We start from the raw sequence: 21188 nt of genomic DNA, 5'->3' as shown, positions 1-21188 counted from the left end.
CGCTAACCATTCATTATATGAAACATTGTACAGATACCATATATCAAGAATATGAACTCTCATACTTTTTAATGTGATCCACTCCGCCATTTATTCAGAAAAAGCATATTTGTTCTGAGCCAAGTCACACTTTGCTATCTTTACAGGTGCGCATCGAAACGTTTGCTTTTACATTTACAGCCATCGAAACGATTGCGTAACCGTTTCGATGTACAAAAAAACAGCAAGGAAAAATAGCCAAGGCTGGCTGACACAACGCATCACCACCATGAATTAATAAGGTGCAACCCATGAAAAAAAGCGCACTCATCAATGCTGAATTGTCTTACATCGTCGCGACCCTAGGTCATACCGACGAGATCACTATCTGTGATGCCGGACTTCCTATTCCTGATGAAACCCAACGTATCGACCTCGCACTTATTCCTGGTGTACCTGCTTTCATTGATACAGTGAAAGCCGTTCTTGGCGAAATGCAGATTGAAGGGATTGTGTTGGCAGAAGAATTCCTCCACGTAAGCCCGGACCATCACCATGCTCTGATCGAGCTTATCCGTAACGAAGAAGAGCTGTGCGGTAAGTCAATCAACATCTCCTATGTCAGCCACGAAGAATTCAAGGTCCATACCCAAAACAGCAAAGCAGTGATCCGTACCGGTGAATGTACCCCATATGCCAATGTGATTTTTCAGTCCGGCGTAGTGTTCTAAACCTCACTCTTCTGCTTAGTTGCAAGGAACTGACATGAAACAGCCAATCTTAGAATTAAAAGGCATTGATAAAGCGTTTCCGGGTGTAAAGGCACTCGACAACGCTTGCCTGAATGTCTACCCAGGCAAAGTAATGGCTTTGATGGGTGAAAACGGCGCAGGTAAGTCGACCCTAATGAAGGCACTTACCGGTATTTACGCCATGGATGCCGGTGAAATCCGCTACCAGGGCGAACAAGTGAACTTTAACGGCCCGCGCCACTCTCAGGAAGCAGGTATTAGCATCATCCACCAGGAACTCAACCTGATCCCCGAGCTGACGATTGCCGAAAACATCTTTCTTGGCCGTGAGAAAACCAATGCCTTCGGTGGTATCAAGTGGTCCGAGATGTACCGCGAAGCCGATACTCTGCTCAAGCGCCTGAACGTCAAGCACAGCTCACGCCAGTTGCTGGGTGAATTGAGCCTGGGTGAACAGCAAATGGTCGAGATTGCCAAAGCGCTGTCATTCAAGTCGCAGGTTATCATCATGGATGAACCGACAGATGCCCTGACAGATACCGAGACAGAATCACTGTTCAAGGTGATTAATGAATTGCGCGAAGAAGGCTGCGGTATTGTCTATATCTCACACCGCCTGAAAGAAATCTTCGAGATCTGCGATGACATCACCGTACTGCGTGACGGAAAGTTCATTGGCGAACGCCAGGTTGCCGATATCGATGAAGATACCATGATTGAAATGATGGTAGGCCGCCGCCTGGACGAGCAATACCCTCGCATCGATGTTAAGCATGGTACCACCTGCCTAGAGGTTAAAAACCTGACAGGCTCCGGCGTCAACAATGTGAGCTTCACGTTGGATCGCGGTGAAATCCTGGGTGTCTCAGGCCTGATGGGTGCCGGTCGTACCGAGCTGATGAAAGTCATCTACGGTGCCCTAACCCGCGAGTCCGGCGACATCATTCTTGATGGCAAAACCATCAACCCAATCAGTCCGCAGGACGGTCTTGCCAACGGCATCGCCTACATTTCCGAAGACCGTAAGGGCGACGGCCTGATTTTGGGGCTTTCAGTCAAAGAAAATATGTCTATCTGTTCGCTCGATCACCTGACGAAAGGCGTACAGATCAATCACTATGATGAAGTCACGGCTGTCGAAGACTTTATTCGCCTGTTCAACATCAAGACTCCAAGCCGTAACCAGATCATTGGCAACCTCTCTGGTGGTAACCAGCAAAAAGTGGCTATTGCCAAAGGCTTAATGACCCGGCCTAAGGTTCTGATCCTCGATGAACCTACCCGAGGTGTCGATGTCGGTGCCAAGAAAGAAATATATCAGCTAATTAACCAATTCAAATCAGAAGGAATGAGCATCATCCTTGTTTCTTCAGAAATGCCAGAAGTTCTCGGTATGAGTGACCGCATTATGGTTATGCATGAAGGTAAAATCAGCGGTGAGTTTATGGCCACTGATGCCGATCAAGAAAAATTACTTGCCTGCGCTGTGGGTAAACAAATCAACGAGGTAGCAGCATGAGCACCAACGCTATGGCCAAAACACAAGAAACCGGTAGGAACAAGCTATTTAGCAAAGAATGGTTAATTGAACAGAAATCACTGATCGCGTTGGTTTTCCTTATCGTGGTAGTGTCTTTCCTTAACCCTAACTTCTTTACCGTCGATAACATCCTCAATATCCTGCGCCAGACCTCGGTGAACGCGATTATCGCAGTAGGTATGACACTGGTTATCCTGACAGCCGGAATTGACCTCAGTGTCGGCTCGGTACTGGCCCTTTGTGGCGCTTTTGCCGCAACCATGATCGGCTTGGAGATTCCGGTGATCATTGCAGTACCAACCGCCTTGCTGGCTGGTGCGGCACTGGGAGCAATCAGTGGCGTGATCATTGCCAAGGGTAAAGTCCAGGCCTTTATTGCGACCTTGGTGACCATGACCCTGCTTCGCGGTGTCACTATGGTCTACACTGACGGGCGTCCAATTTCTACCGGTTTTACTGACGTAGCAGACAGCTTTGCCTGGTTCGGTACTGGCTATGCTATGGGTATTCCGGTGCCAATCTGGCTGATGGTTATCGTATTCGCAGCAGTCTGGTACGTACTGAACCACACTCGCTTCGGTCGCTATGTCTACGCACTAGGCGGTAACGAATCAGCAACTCGTCTTTCGGGCATCAATGTAGATCGCGTCAAGATTGGCGTCTACGCAATCTGCGGCCTGTTAGCAGCCTTGGCTGGCATCATCGTCACCTCTCGCCTTTCTTCGGCGCAACCAACGGCCGGTATGGGATACGAACTGGACGCAATTGCTGCCGTCGTACTGGGTGGCACCAGCCTGGCAGGTGGTAAGGGCCGTATTATGGGCACCCTGATTGGTGCTCTTATCATCGGCTTCCTAAATAACGCGCTAAACCTACTGGACGTATCGTCCTACTACCAAATGATTGCCAAAGCAGTCGTCATCTTGCTGGCCGTCTTGGTAGATAACAAAAATAAGTAACCTCTGTAGCTAGGTAAAACTAGTAACGCGGGCGGCTTCCCCTGCCCGCAACCAACCCGACATATGTAGAAAGGAAAACAGAATGAAAAAGTTAGCAACTCTAATCTCTGCCGCTGTATTGTCCGCTTCATTCAGCACAACTGCTGCTGCACAAGACACTATGGCAATGGTTGTTTCAACGCTAAATAACCCATTCTTCGTCACCATGAAGGAAGGTGCAGAGGCGAAAGCACAAGAGTTAGGCTACAAGCTGATTGTTCTTGATTCTCAGAACGACCCAAGCAAAGAGCTTTCTAACATCGAAGACCTTACCGTTCGCGGTGTGAAGGCCATCCTTATCAACCCAACCGATTCCGACGCAGTTTCTAACGCCATTCGCATGGCTAACCGCTCTAAGATCCCTGTCCTGACACTAGACCGTGGTGCAAGCCGTGGTGAAGTTGTTAGCCACATTGCTTCCGACAACGTTGCCGGTGGTGAAATGGCCGGTAAATACATCATGGAAAAAGTGGGTGAAAAAGCTCGCGTTATCCAGCTAGAAGGTATCGCTGGTACATCAGCTGCACGTGAGCGTGGCCAAGGCTTCATGAATGCGGTTAAAGCAAACGGTATGAACCTGCTTGCCAGCCAGCCGGCTGACTTCGACCGCACCAAAGGTCTGAACGTTATGGAAAACATGCTAGCGGCTAACCCAGATGTTCAGGCGGTATTTGCCCAGAACGACGAAATGGCACTGGGTGCCCTGCGCGCGGTACAGGCATCAGGCAAAGACGTTCTTATCGTTGGCTTTGATGGTACAGATGACGGTATTGCAGCAGTTAAGCGCGGCAAACTAGGCGCTACAATTGCCCAACAGCCTGATATGATTGGTGCTTTGGGTGTAGAAACAGCTGACAAGATGCTTAAAGGTGAATCTGTAGAGGCAAACATTCCTGTTCCTCTAAAAGTCATTACTAAGTAATCTTCGGTAACGAGTCACGGGTTTATTAAAACCCGTGACTCCCCTCTCAACACCAGAATTTATCGTTTAGCAGCCTCTATCCCGCAATGCTAACCCATACATTTTGGCCAGATAAAAACGGCAGTTAGTGATAAAAGGTCCCGATATGAATAAATTAGTTGTTCTTGGTAGCGTCAATGCCGACCATGTATTGCAAGTAGCCTCTTTCCCGCGTCCGGGAGAAACTCTGCATGGCCACAGCTATTGTGTTATTCCCGGCGGCAAAGGGGCTAATCAGGCAGTTGCTGCAGCGCGCCTTGGCGCAGACATCGCATTTATCGCCAGCGTTGGCGATGACAGCTTCGGTCGCGAGATGTGTGAGGCATTTGCCAAAGAAGGCATGAACACCGAAGCAGTAATGATCGAAGAAGGTGTACCGACAGGTATCGCCATGATCCAGGTTGCCGCAACCGGCGAAAACAGTATCTGTATCTCAGCCGAGGCCAATGGATGCCTTAGCCCGGCCCGTATTCAGCCGCACCATCACCTGATCGAAAATGCCGATACCCTGTTAATGCAGCTGGAAACACCTATCGAAACTATTGAAGCAGCCGCCAAGGTTGCCAAGCAGTCTGGTACGCGCGTGGTTCTCAATCCAGCCCCTGCACAGCCATTATCAGATGACTTATTGCAACTTGTTGATATGATTACACCAAATGAAACTGAAGCAGAACTGCTGACCGGTGTAAAAGTCGAAGATATGGCATCGGCACAAAAGGCCGCGGATGTATTGCATACTAAAGGTATCAAGCAGGTAATGATCACTCTCGGCAGTCAGGGCGTGTGGCTAAGCCAGAATGGTGAAGGGCAACAAGTTCTGGGCTTCCGTGTTGAGGCAAAAGATACGACCGCTGCCGGTGATACATTTAATGGCGCACTGCTTACTGCTTTGCAGGAAGGGCGAGCATTAGAGCCGGCAATTCGATTTGCACATGCAGCCGCTGCAATTTCAGTTACACGTATGGGTGCTCAGACTTCCATTCCACACCGTAGAGAAGTGGAACGCTTTCTGATTGAGCACTAATTTAGTCAATCGCCTGTATAGCTTCCCATGTCACTGACCGGGGCGGCTATATAGGCTGTACCAGATATCTGGTATTATCAGGAGAACTCAATGGCGACAATCAAAGATGTTGCAAAGCATGCCGGGGTATCCACCTCCACAGTCAGCCACGTCCTGAATAAGACCCGTTTTGTCAGCGAAGATATTTCCGTACGGGTGCAGGCTGCTGTTAAAGAGCTTAATTACGCCCCGTCAGCCCTCGCCCGCAGCCTGAAAGTCAACCATACTCGAACGTTTGGCATGCTTGTCACGACCTCGACCAACCCGTTTTTCGGTGAAGTGGTCAAAGGCGTCGAGCGCCGCTGCTATCAGCAGGGCTATAACCTGATCCTTTGCAATACCGAAGGTGATGTCGAACGTATGCATTCCAACCTGGATACCTTGCTGCAAAAGCGGGTCGACGGCCTGCTGTTGATGTGCAGTGAAGTCGAAGGCAAAGAGTTCGATCTGTTTACTCGCCACCAACCTGTACCGACAGTGGTGATGGACTGGGGACCAATTGATTTTCCAAGCGATAAAATTCAGGATAACTCCCACCATGGAGGCTACCTGGCCACCCGACACCTAATCGAACAGGGTCACAAGAAGATTGGCTGCCTGACCGGCCCATTGGATAAACTTCCCGCCCAGCAGCGACTGTCTGGTTTTGTACAGGCGATGGAAGAAGCCGGGCTTGAAATCAACAAAGACTGGATTGTTAGCGGTAGCTTTGAGTGTGAAGGCGGAGAAATAGCCTTTAACAAACTCTACGAGCGTGGCCCGCTTCCCACTGCGCTATTTGTCTGTAATGACATGATGGCAATGGGAGTGATCAACACGGCACACAAAAAAGGCTTCTCTGTCCCTGAGGATCTCTCCATCGTTGGGTACGATGATATCAAGCTGGCCAAATACATCACGCCGTCTCTGACCACTATCCACCAGCCCAAGCACCGACTTGGTCAGCAAGCCGTTGATACGTTGCTGGATAAGATCCAGAGTAAACGTGAGAGCAACCAGGTCATTCAACTTGAGCCAACCCTGGTAGAACGCGACAGCGTCAAACAGCTGCAATAACTCACGAACGCGTAATCTACGGCAACAAGACGATACATTCCGGACGGCTGTCCGGAATTTTCGTTCCCAACGGTATTGAACCTACCTGAAAATAGCGGCTAAGAAGTACTCTCTGGCGTCTTATCATTTAAGCCCTGATAGTATTCTTTCAACGTACGATTGCCGTACTGCGGTGCTACCATCTCGCGCCCCATTACCGTCAGGAAAAACTCAAACGGCCCGTAAAACTTGCTGCTGGTAAACGTAGTAAGTAGTTTACAAATAGCAACACGGCACCAGTCTGGAATATGGGTTATCTGGGGGGGCGTCCCCAAAGCCTCAAAAGCTATACTCGCTATCTCATTTTGTGTCAGCGTCTGCGGCCCACCAACATTAAGCTCCTGTTTGGTTCCTGAAATCGCATTAACGCAATACTCCGCCAAGTCCTCGCCATGTATCGGGTTTCCTTTCAGCGAGCCGTCACCAAACAGGTACACGCACCCTTTTTCCGCCATATGAAAGATCTCAGCCATATCAGAGAAAAAGCCATTCGGACGAATAACACAATACTCAAGCCCAGAAGCTTTAAGCTCATCGACGAAAGCTTCTTTGGCCTGAAAAATCTTCAGGTGTTTCAGTTTTTCACCATTCAGGGCGGAAACATAAATAAACTTCCCTACCCCGCTCTGCCTAGCCTGCTGTAATAAATTCTTATTGACCTGATAGTCAACATCCATATAGGTCAGGCCGTCTTTTTGCCTGGTGATACCGACAGTTGAGATAACAGTATCTACACCATTACAACAGCCCACCAATGAGTCTGGGTTTGTCACCTCAGCCTCTATGACCTCGAAATGTGCTTTCTCGAAAGCGGTAAGCTTTGCTGAATTTCTAACGACTACAGTGACCCGATAACCTCTGCTCTGCAGCTCGTGGGCGATATAGCGCCCCAGATAGCCCGTTGCTCCTGCTACAAGTACCTTTTTCATTCTTCCCCCCCCCTACACCCTCGCCAAAACACTTTAATAGACCACACGGACTATTAAACTATCACCCCGCCACAACAACATCAACATATTTTAGACCAATCGGACCAAAACAGTTTTCAGCACAAGATAACAGTGAACATAGGTATAAAACGACGGGTGACTTCAATTAGACAGTCAGGGATGGTGAAAAAGACAGCTACAGTACGTAAATCAGATCTTGAGGTGGGGGTGGGAGACTGGGTGGCGATAGATGCCAGGTACAAAAGACTTACGAAGAGAGGCTATTGAAAGCTGTAGTGAGTAAATGAAGAGCGAATTTGACTCACCAGATACAAAAAATGCTGGCCTTGGCCAGCATTTTGTCATTTAAAGAATAATCTTTAAATTACAGCTTAACTACGTTAGCTGCCTGAAGACCTTTCTGGCCTTGCTCAGTTTCGAAAGAAACTTTCTGACCTTCAGCAAGAGTCTTGAAACCTTCAGATGCGATAGCACGGAAGTGAACGAATACGTCAGCGCCGCCGTTGTCCTGAGTGATGAAACCGAAACCTTTTTCTTCGTTAAACCACTTAACAGTACCAGTAGATTTAGACATGATTATATCCTAATTTTTTAACAAATAATTCGCATAATGCGTGTATAGCCGGGAAAAGAATTACTTATGTGAGGAATAATTATGAATGGAAACTTCATGAAACTAGCTGGTAAGCAGGTGTAGAGAAGCGTTCTAAAAGCATAATTTGTATTTCATATAAATAGGTCTGATTACAGGCCGGGGTTTATACTACCAGCATTTAACGCTTTGTATAGTGTTTTTATCATTTATTTCATGCTTTGTTTAGCTCCTGTTCAATCACTTAGCGCAAATCAGATAACTACCCCAACACCCGAGGCTCTCTGTCTGTTTTACTCGCTTAATTGTCAGTATTAGTTGTAGAGAAGCCCCCTCTTATAGCCAGCCCCAATGATGAAATGGTAATCGATATGCGTAAAGCGATTAAACTGTGGCTCATAACCAAAAAGCCACCGGGTATTTACCCAGTGGCTATTGTTAACAGCACGAGAATTAAATTACCAACCCGCCATCAATCTTCAATGTCTGGCCCGTGATAAACGAGGAACGATCGCTAGCTAGGAACAAAGCACCTTCGGCAATATCTTCAGGCGTCCCCATGCGCTGCAACGGCGTTTTCTTCTTCATGTAATCCAAGACTTTTTCAGGTAAATCAACAGTCATCGGGGTTTCGATAAAGCCTGGAGCGATACAGTTGGCACGAACCTTTGCCCCTTTGCGGGCAAATTCTTTCGACCAGCCTTTAGTCATCGCTATCACGCCGCCTTTGGTGGCCGCATAGTTACTCTGTCCGACATTACCGTCTGTTCCCACAACAGAAGACATGCTAATAATCGAACCGGCCCCATACTCCATCATCACAGGCGCGATAGCCTGAGTCATATTGAAAACGCCTTTGAGGTTAACATCCGATACGAGATCCCAGTCATCCTCAGTCATTTTATCAATCAAATTATCACGAGTAATACCCGCGTTATTTACCAATACATCTATATGACCAAATTCTGCTTTCACCTTCTCGACAAAATTGGCAATGCTCGAACGGTCACACACATTTAGCTCAACAGCACGTACATTAGTGTACTGAGACTCAAGTTCTGCCATAACCGCAGCATTCATATCGCAGGCGAATACCATCTTTGCATCGTTAGACGCAAAGGCTTCAACAATACAACGCCCAATTCCTTGCGCACCACCGGTAACAACGCAGATCTTATCTTTTAACATCATTTCCCTCATCCTTAATACCAATAACAGGTATGAATACAAAAAATGGCTCCAATTAGCGTGCTGGGAAACACAATCATCACTAATTCACTTCATGTCTACATATCTTAGATGAATGATGAAAAATTATTACCAACATTGTTGCAATTCACATTTGCGAATAAAGGAAATAACCCTGTAATTTTTGTGTCATCTCTATTTCATTGGTTTCCAATGGCGTAGTTTGCTATAAATTGTATGTGGCTAATTATTAATCAGGAAAGGAAATGTTAGACAAGGTTGTCTTTTTTCTTCATGTCATACGTTCAGGCTCCATCAGCGAAGCGGCCAAAAAAAATGGAATCTCGGCATCTGCTGCCAGTCGCTGGCTAAACGAACTTGAAGAGAATATGGGAGTAAGCTTATTAAAGCGCACGACAAGAAAAATAAGCCCGACACAGGCAGGTCAGCGTCTTTATGATCGCTTCAGTCTTATTCATACTGAAATTGATGATGTTTTCAATGAAGTCCAAAACTTGAGCAACGGCGATAAGGGGACGATCAAAATTGCAAGTACTCCTTTGTTTGCCAAGCACTATCTGAGCCAAATCATCGGTGAATACCTGCAGGAACATCCGTCCGTTAACTTTGTTGTGCTCGAAACCGCTTTTGAAGTTGATCACGTCCATGATGTCGACTTTGCAATACGAGCCAATGCGACCTATCGCGGCTTTCAGGACAAGGACAGTTTGCTGGTTAAGCGTTCCTTATTGCGTGAGCCATTGACGGCCTGCTGCTCGCCGGAATATATCAAGCAATTTGGCGAGCCGACTATACCCAATGATCTTACCCAGCACTTGTGCCTGTACGCGACTACTCTGGTTGGGGGTAACAAGTGGATCTTTGAACAAGACGGTGAATATAACTCAGTCGAAATATCTCAGACCGTTGAAGCCGATGATAGCGAAGTATTAAGAAATATTGCCCTGGCCCATGGTGGTATCGCCTATTTGCCCTATAGCCTGATAGGTTCAGAAATAGCGAAAGGCAATTTGGTTCCCGTATTAAAAAACTATGTCAGTAGTGAGTTTGAACTGAACCTTTACTTCAAACCAAGAAAATATATGCCAGCACGCTGTGCGAACTTTAAGGATTACCTTATCCAACGAGTCGGTGAAATTGAAAAGGAAAAAAAATGGAGTGCTTATAGACATACCCAGCAACCCACTTTGGTAACTGAATAGAGGTAGGATAATAAACACTCCCTAACGCGTTAGGTACAACTTGACGCCACTAGCGCCAGCAAATGCTCGGCGCAAGATGCTGCTAACTTTTCAACCGTTGCTGAGTTATATATCAATTCCCCATACTCCCAGGTAAATACGAGTTTTCCATCGACAAAAGAAACAGTACAAGACAGTTTGTGCATTGCCTCCCTTTCCTGGCCAATCATTTCATCGTAACGGACAAGCTTAATAAGACGATGATCCAATACACCTTGATCAATCGATAAGGTTTCCGGAATAAAGTTAATATCAATCTCAGGTTGAATCAGCCCTACAATGCTGCCCTCGGACTGCGTGTATCGATTATACTTAAGCTCGCTGAACCCTTTGCCGAATTGTTTACATGCCATTACCTGCTCACGAACCGATTGTACAAATTCCACACCCGTTTTAGCCGGTTCTGGCGTGACAAAAATTGGCAGATAATCATTTAACCAGCCTACCGTGTCCGATAAATCCAAGCTGTCAAAGTGTTCTCTCCCGATCAGCACTTCCTCAAAACAGACTTGCCCTCCGCCACACCACTCGGAAAGTCCCTTGGTAATTGCCGTAATCGCAAAAAAATACTCATTCAGCCCGTTAGAGGTCGCCAGTTTTTTGAGTCTCCTGCTTTCCTCTCTGGACAGCACATACTCAAGCTCCCTGCGGGTACCTATATTGTTTGCCTGATGGCTAAATGGGTAGTCAGTTGGCAATGGTATAACCTGCTGCTCAAGCTTTGCCTGCCAAAATTGCAGACTATCACTGGCTTCATTGCTGCTTAACCAGCGAGAACTTTCTTCCACCCAATCACCGAAGCTTGAACCAGCCCGACTTAAGGCGGGCGCTTGGCCTTGTGTAATGAGCTCAAGGGTAGTTATCAGGTCACGGAAGAAAATGCCCAATGAATAGCGATCCATCGTCAGATGATGAATAACAACATAAAGCTGATCCTGCCTGTCCGCTCCGCGGTCGCAATATAGAAAGCGAAGCAATGACTGAGATAAATCGAGGCTATGCCGACATTGCGCTAACACGCTTTCAAATTCTTCCTCTGGCATAGCCGCGCAATCTAAATAATCGAAACAATCAAAGCGAGCACTTAGTCTTACCCTTTCGAGACGATTATCACCATCATCGATGATATTGATCCTCAGCCCTTGATGATGATTCACAACAGCCTCGACTGCCTGTTGCATCTGTTGTCGATAGCTATCCTTTGTACCAAACTCAAAGAGCACACATGGCCCCCAGCGTTCTAACGCTTTCGTCCGCTGAAAATACCACTGACGATTACCGGGCAACCGATAGCCATCACTCAACCATGTATTCGCTTCATCATCAGCAGACAGAGACGAATCGACTGACTTCGCATGCTCGATAACATCAATCAATGCCTTCTCTAGGGCTTGAACAAAAATCTTTCCCTGCCCATCAGCCAAGCCAGACTCTATCCTGAACTCTAGAACACCATCACTTATCACACTGTTGATATCCAGCAAGGCTGGTTTACGATTCACTTTGGCAATCGTCTGGCCGCAGCCTTCCGAGCGGATAGTCCATCCGGTGTTACCGGTATCACTCTGACGATTATTGAACTGGCCAAAGTAATTAAAGCTGATGTCAGGCAGTGGGCCGCCGAGATTATTGCCACTCTGCCACAATGCCCCGTAGCCAACGCCTTTATTCGGGATCGCTCTTAGCATCTGCTTGATCCCAATAATCGTGGCCCCTATATCGCCTTCGTCCTTCAGGCGTACAGGATAGAGGGTCGTAAACCACCCTACCGTTCTACTCACATCAAAAGAGGTATCAGCCCCTTCTCGACCATGAGCTTCAAGGACAATGTGACAGACAGGAGTATTGAAAATATGGTTCAGCGCTATCGCCAATGCACTCAATAAGAGATCATTGATTTCTGTCTTATAGCCGGAGTTTGACTCTCTCAGCAGCGATGCCGTCATACCTTCAGACAATGACAACCTGTATTGGTTGAGTTCATTGGAGGCTGTTCTGACCACCAGATCATCCAACACTGACTGCCAATACTTAACCTCATCCTTATGACAAGTCGCGTAATCGGCTATCCCTGCAACCCACTGGCGATAACTACTTGTTTTATTTCCTAGCTCCCCACCGTTGAACATATACCGAATATCATCAACCAGAATACGCCAGGACACCGCATCAATGATGAGATGGTGGAAGGCAAACCATAACCGGTTTACTCCATCACTGTATCCGGTTAAATGAGCAACCTGCCATAACGGCCCTGTCGAGTAATTCAGCTTGCTTTGAATAGAAGTTAGCTTATCTTCTAGCTCATCATCACTCAGCGATGATGTATCTATTTCGAAAGGCGTCACCGCCACCTCGGACACCGACAAAAAGACTTGCCGATAGGTTCCATCGGTACCTGGATTAAAGCGGCATCGCAACACATCATGCTGGGCAATTAACCTCTCGATCACTTGAGCGAGAACTGTCACCTCAATCGCAGTCGGAATATCAACGATAAATGCCTGATTCCAGTGATGTGGTCGGGCAAGCGATTTGTCAAAAAACTGCTGCTGAATAGGCAGCAGGCCAAATTCGCCCACAAGCTCACCCTGCTCCGTGTTCACCTCTCTCTCAACATCGCTTCGACAGATCCTCACGGCGAGCTGGGCAATAGTTGGTGCGTCAAAAATATCCTTCGTGCTTACGCGCAATCCTTCCCGGCGGATCACCGAAACCAGCTCGATAGCGATAATAGAATCTCCGCCGATATGAAAGAAATTGTCCCGTATACCTATTTTTTCCATACCTAACACTTGCTGGAAGATTCTGCATAGCTGATCTTCCAGCATAGAACGGGGAGCCAGATAACTGTCCTTATCGATAAACTCAGGCTCTGGTAAACGTTGCCGATCAAGCTTACCGTTTTGAGTGAGCGGAATTGCATCAATAACAGAGAAAGAGGCCGGTATCATATAATCGGGAAGTACAGTGGCCAACGTATCTTGCAGCTCAACAGCGTTCTGTGAACACGAAGGCTCAAAGACCAAATAGGCCGCCAGATATTTGTGCCCGTCACGTTCACGGTCGATAACCACCGCCTGCGTGATCTCAGGCAAGGAGACCAGAGCCGCCTCAACTTCTCCCAGCTCAATGCGGTATCCTCGGATCTTCACCTGAAAATCATTTCGCCCCAGATACGCAAGATTGCCGTCAGACAGCCTGCGAACCAGATCGCCTGATTTATAGAGCCGATCATAGCCCAAACGACGGTCATGCTCGGTTGCGTATGGATTCTCGACAAACCGCTCGGCCGTTAACGCCGGTCGGTTCAGGTAGCCTCTGGCCAAACCGGCTCCGCCGACATAGAGCTCACCCGGCGTACCCGGCGGGACGGGCTGCAAGTTGTCGTCAAGGACATAACAACGCATGTCCAGGAGCGGGCGGCCAATATGTGATACCCCGTGAACATCGCTTAAACGCAATGGTTTATGGGTGACATGAACGGTCGTTTCGGTAATGCCATACATATTGACGAGCTGGGGGTGCTTGTCGCCGTATTGTCGCCACCACGGGACTAACTGTGCAAGGTTGAGCTTATCTCCGCCAAAAATCACATACCGCAGTTGTGGCCATAGTAGACTAGACCGCGTTACCTGCCCGGCAAACGAGTAAAAAGCAGCTGGCGTCTGGTTAAGAACCGACACCTGATACTGCGCACAGGCCTCAATAAAAGCCGGTAAATCGCGGACCATATCTGCCGTCGGAATGAACAGGGCCCCGCCGTTTAATAACGCCCCCCATAGCTCCCAAACGCTGAAGTCAAACGTATAGGCATGATATAAAACCCAGACATCATCTGCGTTGAACTGGTAGTCATTCCTTGTTGCCTCAAACAAGCGCAGAACATTCTGATGGGTCTGCAGCACGCCTTTTGGCTGCCCTGTAGTCCCAGAGGTATAAATAACGTAAGCAAGATGAGAGCTGTTGACCTTAGATGATAAATTATCATCGGAAAATTCACAGCCAGTGCCGTCATCAACCGCAATCAGCAGCGGCGGGCGATTAAGCGAAGAAATGATATCATCCAGTCTGCCAAACTGGCTTCGTTGGGTTAGCACCAGGGCGGTCCGGGCATCTTCGAGCATGAACTGGGTACGCTCAACCGGCGCTTTGGGGTCGATTGGCAAATAGGCACCGCCGGCCTTGAGCACAGCCAGTATACTCACTACCATGTCGATACTGCGCTCGATGCAGAGGCCTATCAAGGTATCGGGTGATAGTGGTTCGCCTGCTGCTTGATACGTATCTCGGATCCGTCTTGCCAACTGATTGGCTTTTTTATTCAGCTCATCATATGAAAGGCGCTCCCCCTCAACAATCAAGGCTGTATTCATTGGTGTCGCCTTCGCATGACACTCGACAAGCTGATGCAGACAGTAATACTGATGTAATGCCCCCGTTACCAGCGGCTGTTTGTTAAGCTCAAACTCAGTATCAGAATTGAGTAGCAAGGGTATATCATCAACCCTGACATTTTCGTCAGCCACGACGACTTTAAGCATGTTGATCACTCTGGAGATTAACTGGGCTATCTCCTGATGATCAAAACATTGGTTGAGGTAATTAACTCTTAAGGCAAGCTTATGATTACTCTGGAAATCTATTAGCCGAATTTGCAGTGGCTGAATATCATACCGGCTACTTATCGAAATAATATCCATCGCGTGGTCAGTATCAGGGATGAGAACCGCGCCGCGAGGGACACTGCTGCCCTGAGGGCTATTTTCAAACTTTTCATATAGCACATGAATGTCTGACAGGTGTCCGCCTTCATTATCTGAAAGACGGGCTATATGGCTAGCCGGGAAACGGCTGTGGCGAAAACTTTTGGTCAGTTGTCCGGCGACCTGACGGGCATAGTCATTAAAGCGCTCTCCCGGCAAAATATTGCAAACCATCGGAATAATATTCGAAAACATCCCAATCACTTGCTGGCTCTTTTTATTGGTACGGCCATGGACTGCAGTGCCCAACACGACATCTTCTTTTCCGAGTGTTCGCCCGAAATAAATACTCACAACCCCGGTTAACAAAGCCAGCAGGCTAATGCCCTGATCATCACAATAGTGTTCCAGTTGACGGGACAGACAGGCGGCCAATTCACAGCGAGACTCGCCGCTACCCGCTTCTTGATAATACCGGGGAAGGCGAGTCACTTCGTTGCTATCTAACAATCGCTGCCAGTATTCCTTGCTCCTTTGATAGCGTGAAGAACCCAGAAACTCCCGCATACTGCTGACTTGCTCACGATATTGAGGCAGATAATCCAGCCATAAAAGCGACTTATCGTGACGAAGACAATCGTATACCTGATGGAACCGCTCAAACAGGCGGTAGACGCCTAGCCCGTCGATAAAAAGGTGATGAAACCGCAACACTAAGTAGTATCTCTTTTCTTCAACTTTCAATAAGGCAACTTGATGTCTTTCACCATGAATAACATCCATAGGCGTGTCGAACTGCTCACGGACCCAGTGTACGGCACAATCATGCGGTGATAATGATTCCGAAAAATCATAGTACTCCACAGCAACACGGTTTGACGAAGAGTCCAGGATATATTGGCGGGGTAAGTGATCATCGCCTGAAGCCAATGAATACCTCAGCGCATCTACTTTCTCATAGAGATACTGCCATGCCTGACGCATTGTTTTAAGGTCATAGGCGTTTTCTATGACCTGATATCCACCGATGTTGTACATTGGGTTATCAGGGTGAAGTTGCTGATCAAAATAAACCGTCTCTTGAGCTGGATGCAAAAGAAAGACATCACCATCAAGGTGATGTTCATTGATATTGGATAATTCCGACTTACTCACGTTAACTCCCTTTATTACCTTTACCGGAAATTAACTATTAACGCCAACACCACTACTTAAGAAATACCATCAAGCAATTAATAGTTATTATTAAAAAGAATATAATGGCCTCGCAACAGATAAACTTAAACGCCGATATCCAATACGAATATAAGATAAGCACGAAGCCATAACGCTTTAGCTATTATTAATAGGCCTTAACACTTTGCATTGCCAAGCACTTCCCTTCCCATTTTTAACTGTGGTTTTATCGATAATTTCAAAACTGGTTTGAACCTTGTTCCACATTATTTTGTCAATCCAAAGTTGCTTAAACAATGATATGATTACAATACCATCTGGTTTTAAGTGTTCTTTCAAGCGTTCAACCAGCTTTTCTGGATTATTTATGCAGTTTAGGCTCTCACAAAAAACAATACAGTCGTACTTCCTATCCGGCTGGTAGGCATGCGCATCGGCTTGCTCAAAGAAGGTTTTCTCATTCTCCCTGTTAGACCTGGCGTTCTCTATTGCCGTATCAGAAAAATCAATACCTTTATAATAGTTATAGTCCGACGAGCTCAGTTCACGATTAAGGACACCTTCGCCGCAACCTACATCTAAAATATCAGCGTTAGGTTTAAAGAAACTTATATAACCACGAATAACATTATAGTGCGCTAACTCATCTAATTGATGAAGGTGATTCCACTGGTTATTTTTATATTGTTCTTCCCACGTTGTTTGTTCCGGTTGAAAACCTCTCATGCCTAATAATGTCTGAATGAATTCTTTAACTTTCATGGCTCCCCCAACGTTAAATATAATCCGTATGAGCATTCAATTATGCACAATTCACTATCGATTGATTTGACAGTTTTATGTATTTGCGAGTCATTTCATGCAAACAATGAAACTTGTTGATAAGCTAAAATTATTGCTAATTAACTGCATACATTTAGCAAACAATCAAAACAACAATATTTCACTGTTATTTTCATCAGTTTGTAACAATCAGAGAATTAAAGCGTTGAGAGGGTCGTCTGAAATATATTTATACCCAAGCATTGGCAAAGGGAGAACTGCCACTTTCATTTACTACAAATACAAAAAAACCGGGCAAAAGCCCGGTTTTCTTTAATACGCTAGTGATTAAGCTTCGTAACGAGGCTTACGGTCACGGCGTGGACGGTCTGCTGAACCATGATTGCGTTCACCACGGAAGCTGCCACGATTATCGCCACCACGGTTGCGGTCAAAGCGACGCTCGCCTTCACGACGACCACGACCACCTTCGCGGTTTCCATCACGGTTGCCACGGTAGCCACCACGGTTACCATCACGACCACCACCACGGTGCTCACGAAGAACTTCACCTTCAACCACGACAGCTTTCACATCGTTTTGACGTATGCGTAGTTTCTTAAGCTGTGCTGCTACTTCTGCTGTCATCTTCTTAGGAAGCTGAACAAAAGTGTGTGCAGGGGCAAGTTTAATCGCACCGATAAACTCTTTACTTAGGCCAAGCTCGTTTGCAATTGCACCAACGATATCTTTAACCTGAACACCTTGCTCACGGCCAACCTGAAGCTGGTAAGTATCCCAGTCAGCATTGTTGTATGAACGACGTTCACGACGCTCACCGCGCTCGCCACCTCGGTCATCACGACGACGCTCACGACGCTGCTTGTCACGCTCGATAGCAGCAATCATCGGGTCTGGACCTTTGTAGAACAGAGGACGGTTACCCTGCTGGCGCTGAAGAAGCATTGCTGCAAGTGTTGTTGCATCTACTTCGATAGATTCTTGTAGTTTTTCTACAAGCTCGACGAATGCTTCAACATTTACCTGCTCTTTTTGCGTCGCTAATTCTTCACCAAGGCGGTTCAAACGTGAAGCTGCAACAAGATCACGGTTTGGAAGTTGAATTTCTTCCATACGGGACTTAGTAACACGCTCGATAGTACGTAGCATGCGAATCTGGTTAGTGCGAACTAGAAGGATCGCTTTACCAGCACGACCAGCACGGCCAGTACGGCCAATACGGTGAATGTATGACTCAACATCGAATGGGATGTCGTAGTTAAACACATGGGTAATACGAGGCACATCAAGACCACGAGCTACAACGTCAGTTGCAACAAGGATGTCGATAACACCTTTCTTGATATGATCAACTGTACGTTCACGTAGAGACTGAGGGATATCACCGTGTAGTGCCGCTGCTTTAAAGCCGCGTGCAGATAGCCAGTCAGCCAGGCGCTCGGTATCTTGACGAGTACGTACGAATACGATTGACGCATCAGTTTCTTGAGTTTCAAGAAGACGGCTCATTGCTTCGTCTTTCTCGACACCTTTCACTACCCAGAACTGCTGCTCTACCTGAGAAACAGTACGGTTTTCACCTGCAACGTCGATACGAGCCGGGCTGCGAAGGAAACGGTCAACGATCTCTTTAACCATTGGAGGCATAGTTGCAGAGAACAGTACGCGCTGTGCTGACTCTGGTGCTTGCTCCATGATCCAGGTAACGTCGTCAACGAAACCCATTTTTAGCATTTCGTCAGCTTCATCAAGTACAAAAGTGTGTACTTCATCAAGGTGCAGACGATCACGAGTAATTAGATCTTTTACACGACCTGGAGTACCAACAACGATGTGAGCACCAGATTTAAGCGCACGCATCTGATCAACGATAGATGCACCACCGTAGATTTCCAGTACCTTAAGACCCTTGATGTTCTGGCCTAGCGTTTTAATTTCTGCAGCAACCTGAATCGCAAGCTCACGGGTCGGAGCCATAACGATTGCCTGTGGCTTGTGCTGGCCTAGGTCAAGTTTGTTCAGTAGCGGTAGAGAGAACGCTGCTGTTTTACCAGTACCTGTCTGAGCTTTACCTAGCGCATCGGTACCAGTTAGTAGAAGAGGAATTGACGCCGCCTGAATAGGGGTCGGCGCAACGAAGCCCATTGAGTCAAGTGCGGATAGTAGTGTGTCGGCCAGTTCTAACTGGCGAAATTCTGTAACAGATTCTTGCATTGGGATCCCAATTTGTAATCTAACTTTAAGCGGGGCCCCTTTAACTTTAAACGGTTCTGCAACAGCAACCACAAGCATGGGCCTCGACGATTTGAGGCGCGCATTGTGCGCTATTACTCGATAAAATGCCAGAAAAAATTGAGCGTTGTCACAAATTAACTTTCAAAAACCTATTTATTGAACAATAAGCTTGTCAGTTAAACATGTTTCACATTATTTAGGGTCTACATTTTGTTCATCCCATTGATAAAACTGATCTCTGCCGCATTTCTTGGCCATATATAAGGCGCGATCAGCTCCTTCAATCAATCTATCAGCCTCGGATAGACCATCGGGAGTGAGCGTATGGTAGCCAAGACTGATTGTGACCTTCCCTTTAGCAACGCCTTCGTGGGTAAGTGCCAACTGACCGACAGCCGCCTGCAGCTCAGCCGCGACAGCCCTCGCTCTTTGTGTATCCGTATTTGGCAACAAACAAGCGAACTCCTCACCACCATAGCGAGTAAAGAGTGATTCTTTATACGCTTCCATCAGCTTTTCCAAAGAAATGGCGATTTTTCTTAAGCAATGATCCCCTTCCAGGTGTCCATAAGTATCATTAAATAGCTTAAAATGATCGACATCTATCATGATCAAACTGAGTGGCTCTTGATTCTTAAGGGCTTTTTTCCAGTCGCGAGCAAGCGTCAAATCAAACAAGCGCCGGTTGGCGACGCCTGTCAATCCATCCTGCATTGACCATTGTTCCAAGCGCCGGTTGACATCGCCAAGTGCCCGGTTGGTTTCCCGTAGCTCGGTTGTTCGCTTTAACACCCGCTCTTCCAGCTGAGCATTTAAGCTGGTGAGTTGCTCATGGTTGCGTTTAATAACTATTTGCTGTCCCAATGCAACACCAAACAACTTGAGTATCTCTTTCTGGTGCTCGGTTAACCCACGCTGGTTTATCAGGTTGTCTGCCGCCAGCCAGCCGATACATTCATCGCCGTTCCACATCGCAATCATCGCATTCCAGCCCGTACCAACCTGCTGGGTACCAAAATAGAGGGGCGCATTTTCTTTTACGACGACATGATCTTTACGGCTCAGCGCTTCATTCACCAAAGGGTGATCCGGAATGGGGCTGGTAAAATCAAAACGCTGCACAAGGTTACCGTCCGGATCCGTGCCATACGTTCCCTGCATCGTGTTCTTGCTAAAGTCAGTCAGGAAGATAGCCATCCGGTCAATGGACAGGTTCTTCCTTCCCAGCAAAATGGCATCGTGATAGAGCTGGTCGAGATCGCTCGCTTTCGACAAGGCCAGTGTCAGCTCCTGCAGACGTCTCAATAATGACAAGTATTCACTGATTGAGTGTTTCCGAACCTCCAGCTCGGCTTCAACACTACGCCGGGTCAGGTGGTGATCGAGCGACTCCTTTCGCAGCACACGGGCACTGATATCAGATGCGAGTATTAGCAACAGGTTATTGAGGTAGTCTTCTCTCGCTTCGAAAAAGTGGGGTTCCTGAGTTTCTGCATAAATAAACCCAATGTTGCTGCCATGCATCGTGATCGGCAATAGCAGCTGAAACCATTCACTATTACTCTCTCGCCAGATCGCTTTATACGGCTTATCAACATACGCGCTGACAAACCGCCCTTGGTCTTTGGCCTGTTTCAGCAGCTTTTTCGGTACACCATTGTAGTCATCAAGGGAAAGCGTGGTGAGGTAGTACTTAAAGTCTTCATCCACTAGGCTCGACAGCACTTTTGTCTGGTAATTTTGCTCGACCATCAGTGTAAGATAGCTAAATTTAAGCTCACGGCTTAAGGTCGATAACAAACATCGGCACCACTGCTCCATGTCTGCCTCACGAGCCAGCACATCCACGAGCTGATCAAACGTCTTTTTCACTTTTACAACCATAACTACGCGAACCTTCCTCGGGTG

General features: G+C 47.1%; 14 protein-coding genes. 7 read left to right on the top strand and 7 right to left on the bottom strand.

What is annotated here, in order from left to right; genetic code table 11:
• The first annotated feature begins 290 nt into the window (after positions 1–290).
• The 6 genes from rbsD (at position 291) to L4D19_RS23515 (ending at position 6349) form a co-directional block, all read left to right on the top strand.
• Complete coding sequence (gene rbsD / locus L4D19_RS23540) at positions 291–710, top strand: D-ribose pyranase (RefSeq protein ID WP_160655974.1); 420 nt, start codon at positions 291–293, stop codon at positions 708–710.
• A 34-nt stretch (positions 711–744) separates the two neighbouring features.
• Complete coding sequence (gene rbsA, locus L4D19_RS23535; RefSeq protein ID WP_428454485.1) at positions 745–2250, top strand: ribose ABC transporter ATP-binding protein RbsA; 1506 nt, start codon at positions 745–747, stop codon at positions 2248–2250.
• Positions 2247–3230 carry a ribose ABC transporter permease gene (gene rbsC, locus L4D19_RS23530; protein WP_428454484.1) on the top strand — a complete coding sequence of 328 codons (984 nt, stop codon included), beginning with the start codon at positions 2247–2249 and terminating at the stop codon, positions 3228–3230. The genes rbsA and rbsC overlap by 4 nt, the downstream gene beginning before the upstream one ends.
• A gap of 82 nt (positions 3231–3312) precedes the next feature.
• Positions 3313–4191, top strand: a complete 879-nt coding sequence (rbsB, locus tag L4D19_RS23525; protein WP_428454483.1) for a ribose ABC transporter substrate-binding protein RbsB — start codon at positions 3313–3315, stop codon at positions 4189–4191.
• Positions 4192–4336: 145 nt separating this feature from the next.
• Positions 4337–5254 (top strand): ribokinase, encoded by a 918-nt coding sequence (rbsK, locus tag L4D19_RS23520; RefSeq protein ID WP_428454482.1) that lies wholly within the window; start codon positions 4337–4339, stop codon positions 5252–5254.
• A 90-nt stretch (positions 5255–5344) separates the two neighbouring features.
• Positions 5345–6349 (top strand): substrate-binding domain-containing protein, encoded by a 1005-nt coding sequence (locus L4D19_RS23515; RefSeq protein WP_428454481.1) that lies wholly within the window; start codon positions 5345–5347, stop codon positions 6347–6349.
• Positions 6350–6447: 98 nt separating this feature from the next.
• Here L4D19_RS23515 and L4D19_RS23510 read toward each other — a convergent pair whose 3' ends face one another.
• From L4D19_RS23510 to fabG, 3 genes are all read right to left on the bottom strand, one after another.
• Positions 6448–7317, bottom strand: a complete 870-nt coding sequence (locus tag L4D19_RS23510) for an SDR family oxidoreductase (RefSeq protein WP_428454480.1) — start codon at positions 7315–7317, stop codon at positions 6448–6450.
• 385 nt (positions 7318–7702) lie between these two features.
• A complete protein-coding gene (gene cspE / locus L4D19_RS23505; RefSeq protein ID WP_075766136.1) occupies positions 7703–7912 on the bottom strand; it encodes a transcription antiterminator/RNA stability regulator CspE in 210 nt (69 codons plus the stop codon).
• Between the two features lie 471 nt (positions 7913–8383).
• Positions 8384–9118 (bottom strand): 3-oxoacyl-ACP reductase FabG, encoded by a 735-nt coding sequence (gene fabG, locus L4D19_RS23500; protein WP_428454554.1) that lies wholly within the window; start codon positions 9116–9118, stop codon positions 8384–8386.
• Between the two features lie 266 nt (positions 9119–9384).
• Here fabG and L4D19_RS23495 point away from each other — a divergent pair, with 266 nt between their 5' ends.
• The gene (locus tag L4D19_RS23495) at positions 9385–10341 is read left to right on the top strand and encodes a LysR family transcriptional regulator (protein ID WP_428454479.1); all 957 of its coding nucleotides are present in this window, start codon (positions 9385–9387) and stop codon (positions 10339–10341) included.
• Positions 10342–10370: 29 nt separating this feature from the next.
• On the opposite strand, the gene L4D19_RS23490 is transcribed toward L4D19_RS23495, so the two are convergent.
• The 4 genes from L4D19_RS23490 to L4D19_RS23475 form a co-directional block, all read right to left on the bottom strand.
• Positions 10371–16241: an amino acid adenylation domain-containing protein gene (locus tag L4D19_RS23490; protein ID WP_428454478.1), complete on the bottom strand. Its 5871-nt coding sequence runs from the start codon at positions 16239–16241 to the stop codon at positions 10371–10373.
• Between the two features lie 177 nt (positions 16242–16418).
• On the bottom strand, positions 16419–17024 hold the full coding sequence (locus L4D19_RS23485; RefSeq protein WP_428454477.1) for a class I SAM-dependent methyltransferase: 606 nt from the start codon (positions 17022–17024) through the stop codon (positions 16419–16421).
• 348 nt (positions 17025–17372) lie between these two features.
• Entirely contained in the window at positions 17373–19259 is a 1887-nt protein-coding gene (locus tag L4D19_RS23480) for a DEAD/DEAH box helicase (RefSeq protein WP_428454476.1), read from the bottom strand.
• Between the two features lie 213 nt (positions 19260–19472).
• On the bottom strand, positions 19473–21152 hold the full coding sequence (locus L4D19_RS23475) for a sensor domain-containing diguanylate cyclase (protein ID WP_428454475.1): 1680 nt from the start codon (positions 21150–21152) through the stop codon (positions 19473–19475).
• Positions 21153–21188: the final 36 nt, after the last annotated feature.

It is taken from the genome of Photobacterium kasasachensis (assembly GCF_050336885.1).
Taxonomy (GTDB): domain Bacteria; phylum Pseudomonadota; class Gammaproteobacteria; order Enterobacterales; family Vibrionaceae; genus Photobacterium; species Photobacterium kasasachensis.
This window is presented reverse-complemented; position numbering and strand designations above follow the sequence as displayed.

Coding starts and splice junctions, on each gene's coding strand:
- fabG (WP_428454554.1), bottom strand. CDS start 9,118: ATGTTAAAAGATAAGATCTGCGTTGTTACCGGTGGTGCGCAAGGAATT.
- cspE (WP_075766136.1), bottom strand. CDS start 7,912: ATGTCTAAATCTACTGGTACTGTTAAGTGGTTTAACGAAGAAAAAGGT.
- rbsK (WP_428454482.1), top strand. CDS start 4,337: ATGAATAAATTAGTTGTTCTTGGTAGCGTCAATGCCGACCATGTATTG.
- L4D19_RS23510 (WP_428454480.1), bottom strand. CDS start 7,317: ATGAAAAAGGTACTTGTAGCAGGAGCAACGGGCTATCTGGGGCGCTAT.
- rbsD (WP_160655974.1), top strand. CDS start 291: ATGAAAAAAAGCGCACTCATCAATGCTGAATTGTCTTACATCGTCGCG.
- L4D19_RS23495 (WP_428454479.1), top strand. CDS start 9,385: ATGTTAGACAAGGTTGTCTTTTTTCTTCATGTCATACGTTCAGGCTCC.
- rbsC (WP_428454484.1), top strand. CDS start 2,247: ATGAGCACCAACGCTATGGCCAAAACACAAGAAACCGGTAGGAACAAG.
- L4D19_RS23480 (WP_428454476.1), bottom strand. CDS start 19,259: ATGCAAGAATCTGTTACAGAATTTCGCCAGTTAGAACTGGCCGACACA.
- rbsB (WP_428454483.1), top strand. CDS start 3,313: ATGAAAAAGTTAGCAACTCTAATCTCTGCCGCTGTATTGTCCGCTTCA.
- rbsA (WP_428454485.1), top strand. CDS start 745: ATGAAACAGCCAATCTTAGAATTAAAAGGCATTGATAAAGCGTTTCCG.
- L4D19_RS23515 (WP_428454481.1), top strand. CDS start 5,345: ATGGCGACAATCAAAGATGTTGCAAAGCATGCCGGGGTATCCACCTCC.
- L4D19_RS23485 (WP_428454477.1), bottom strand. CDS start 17,024: ATGAAAGTTAAAGAATTCATTCAGACATTATTAGGCATGAGAGGTTTT.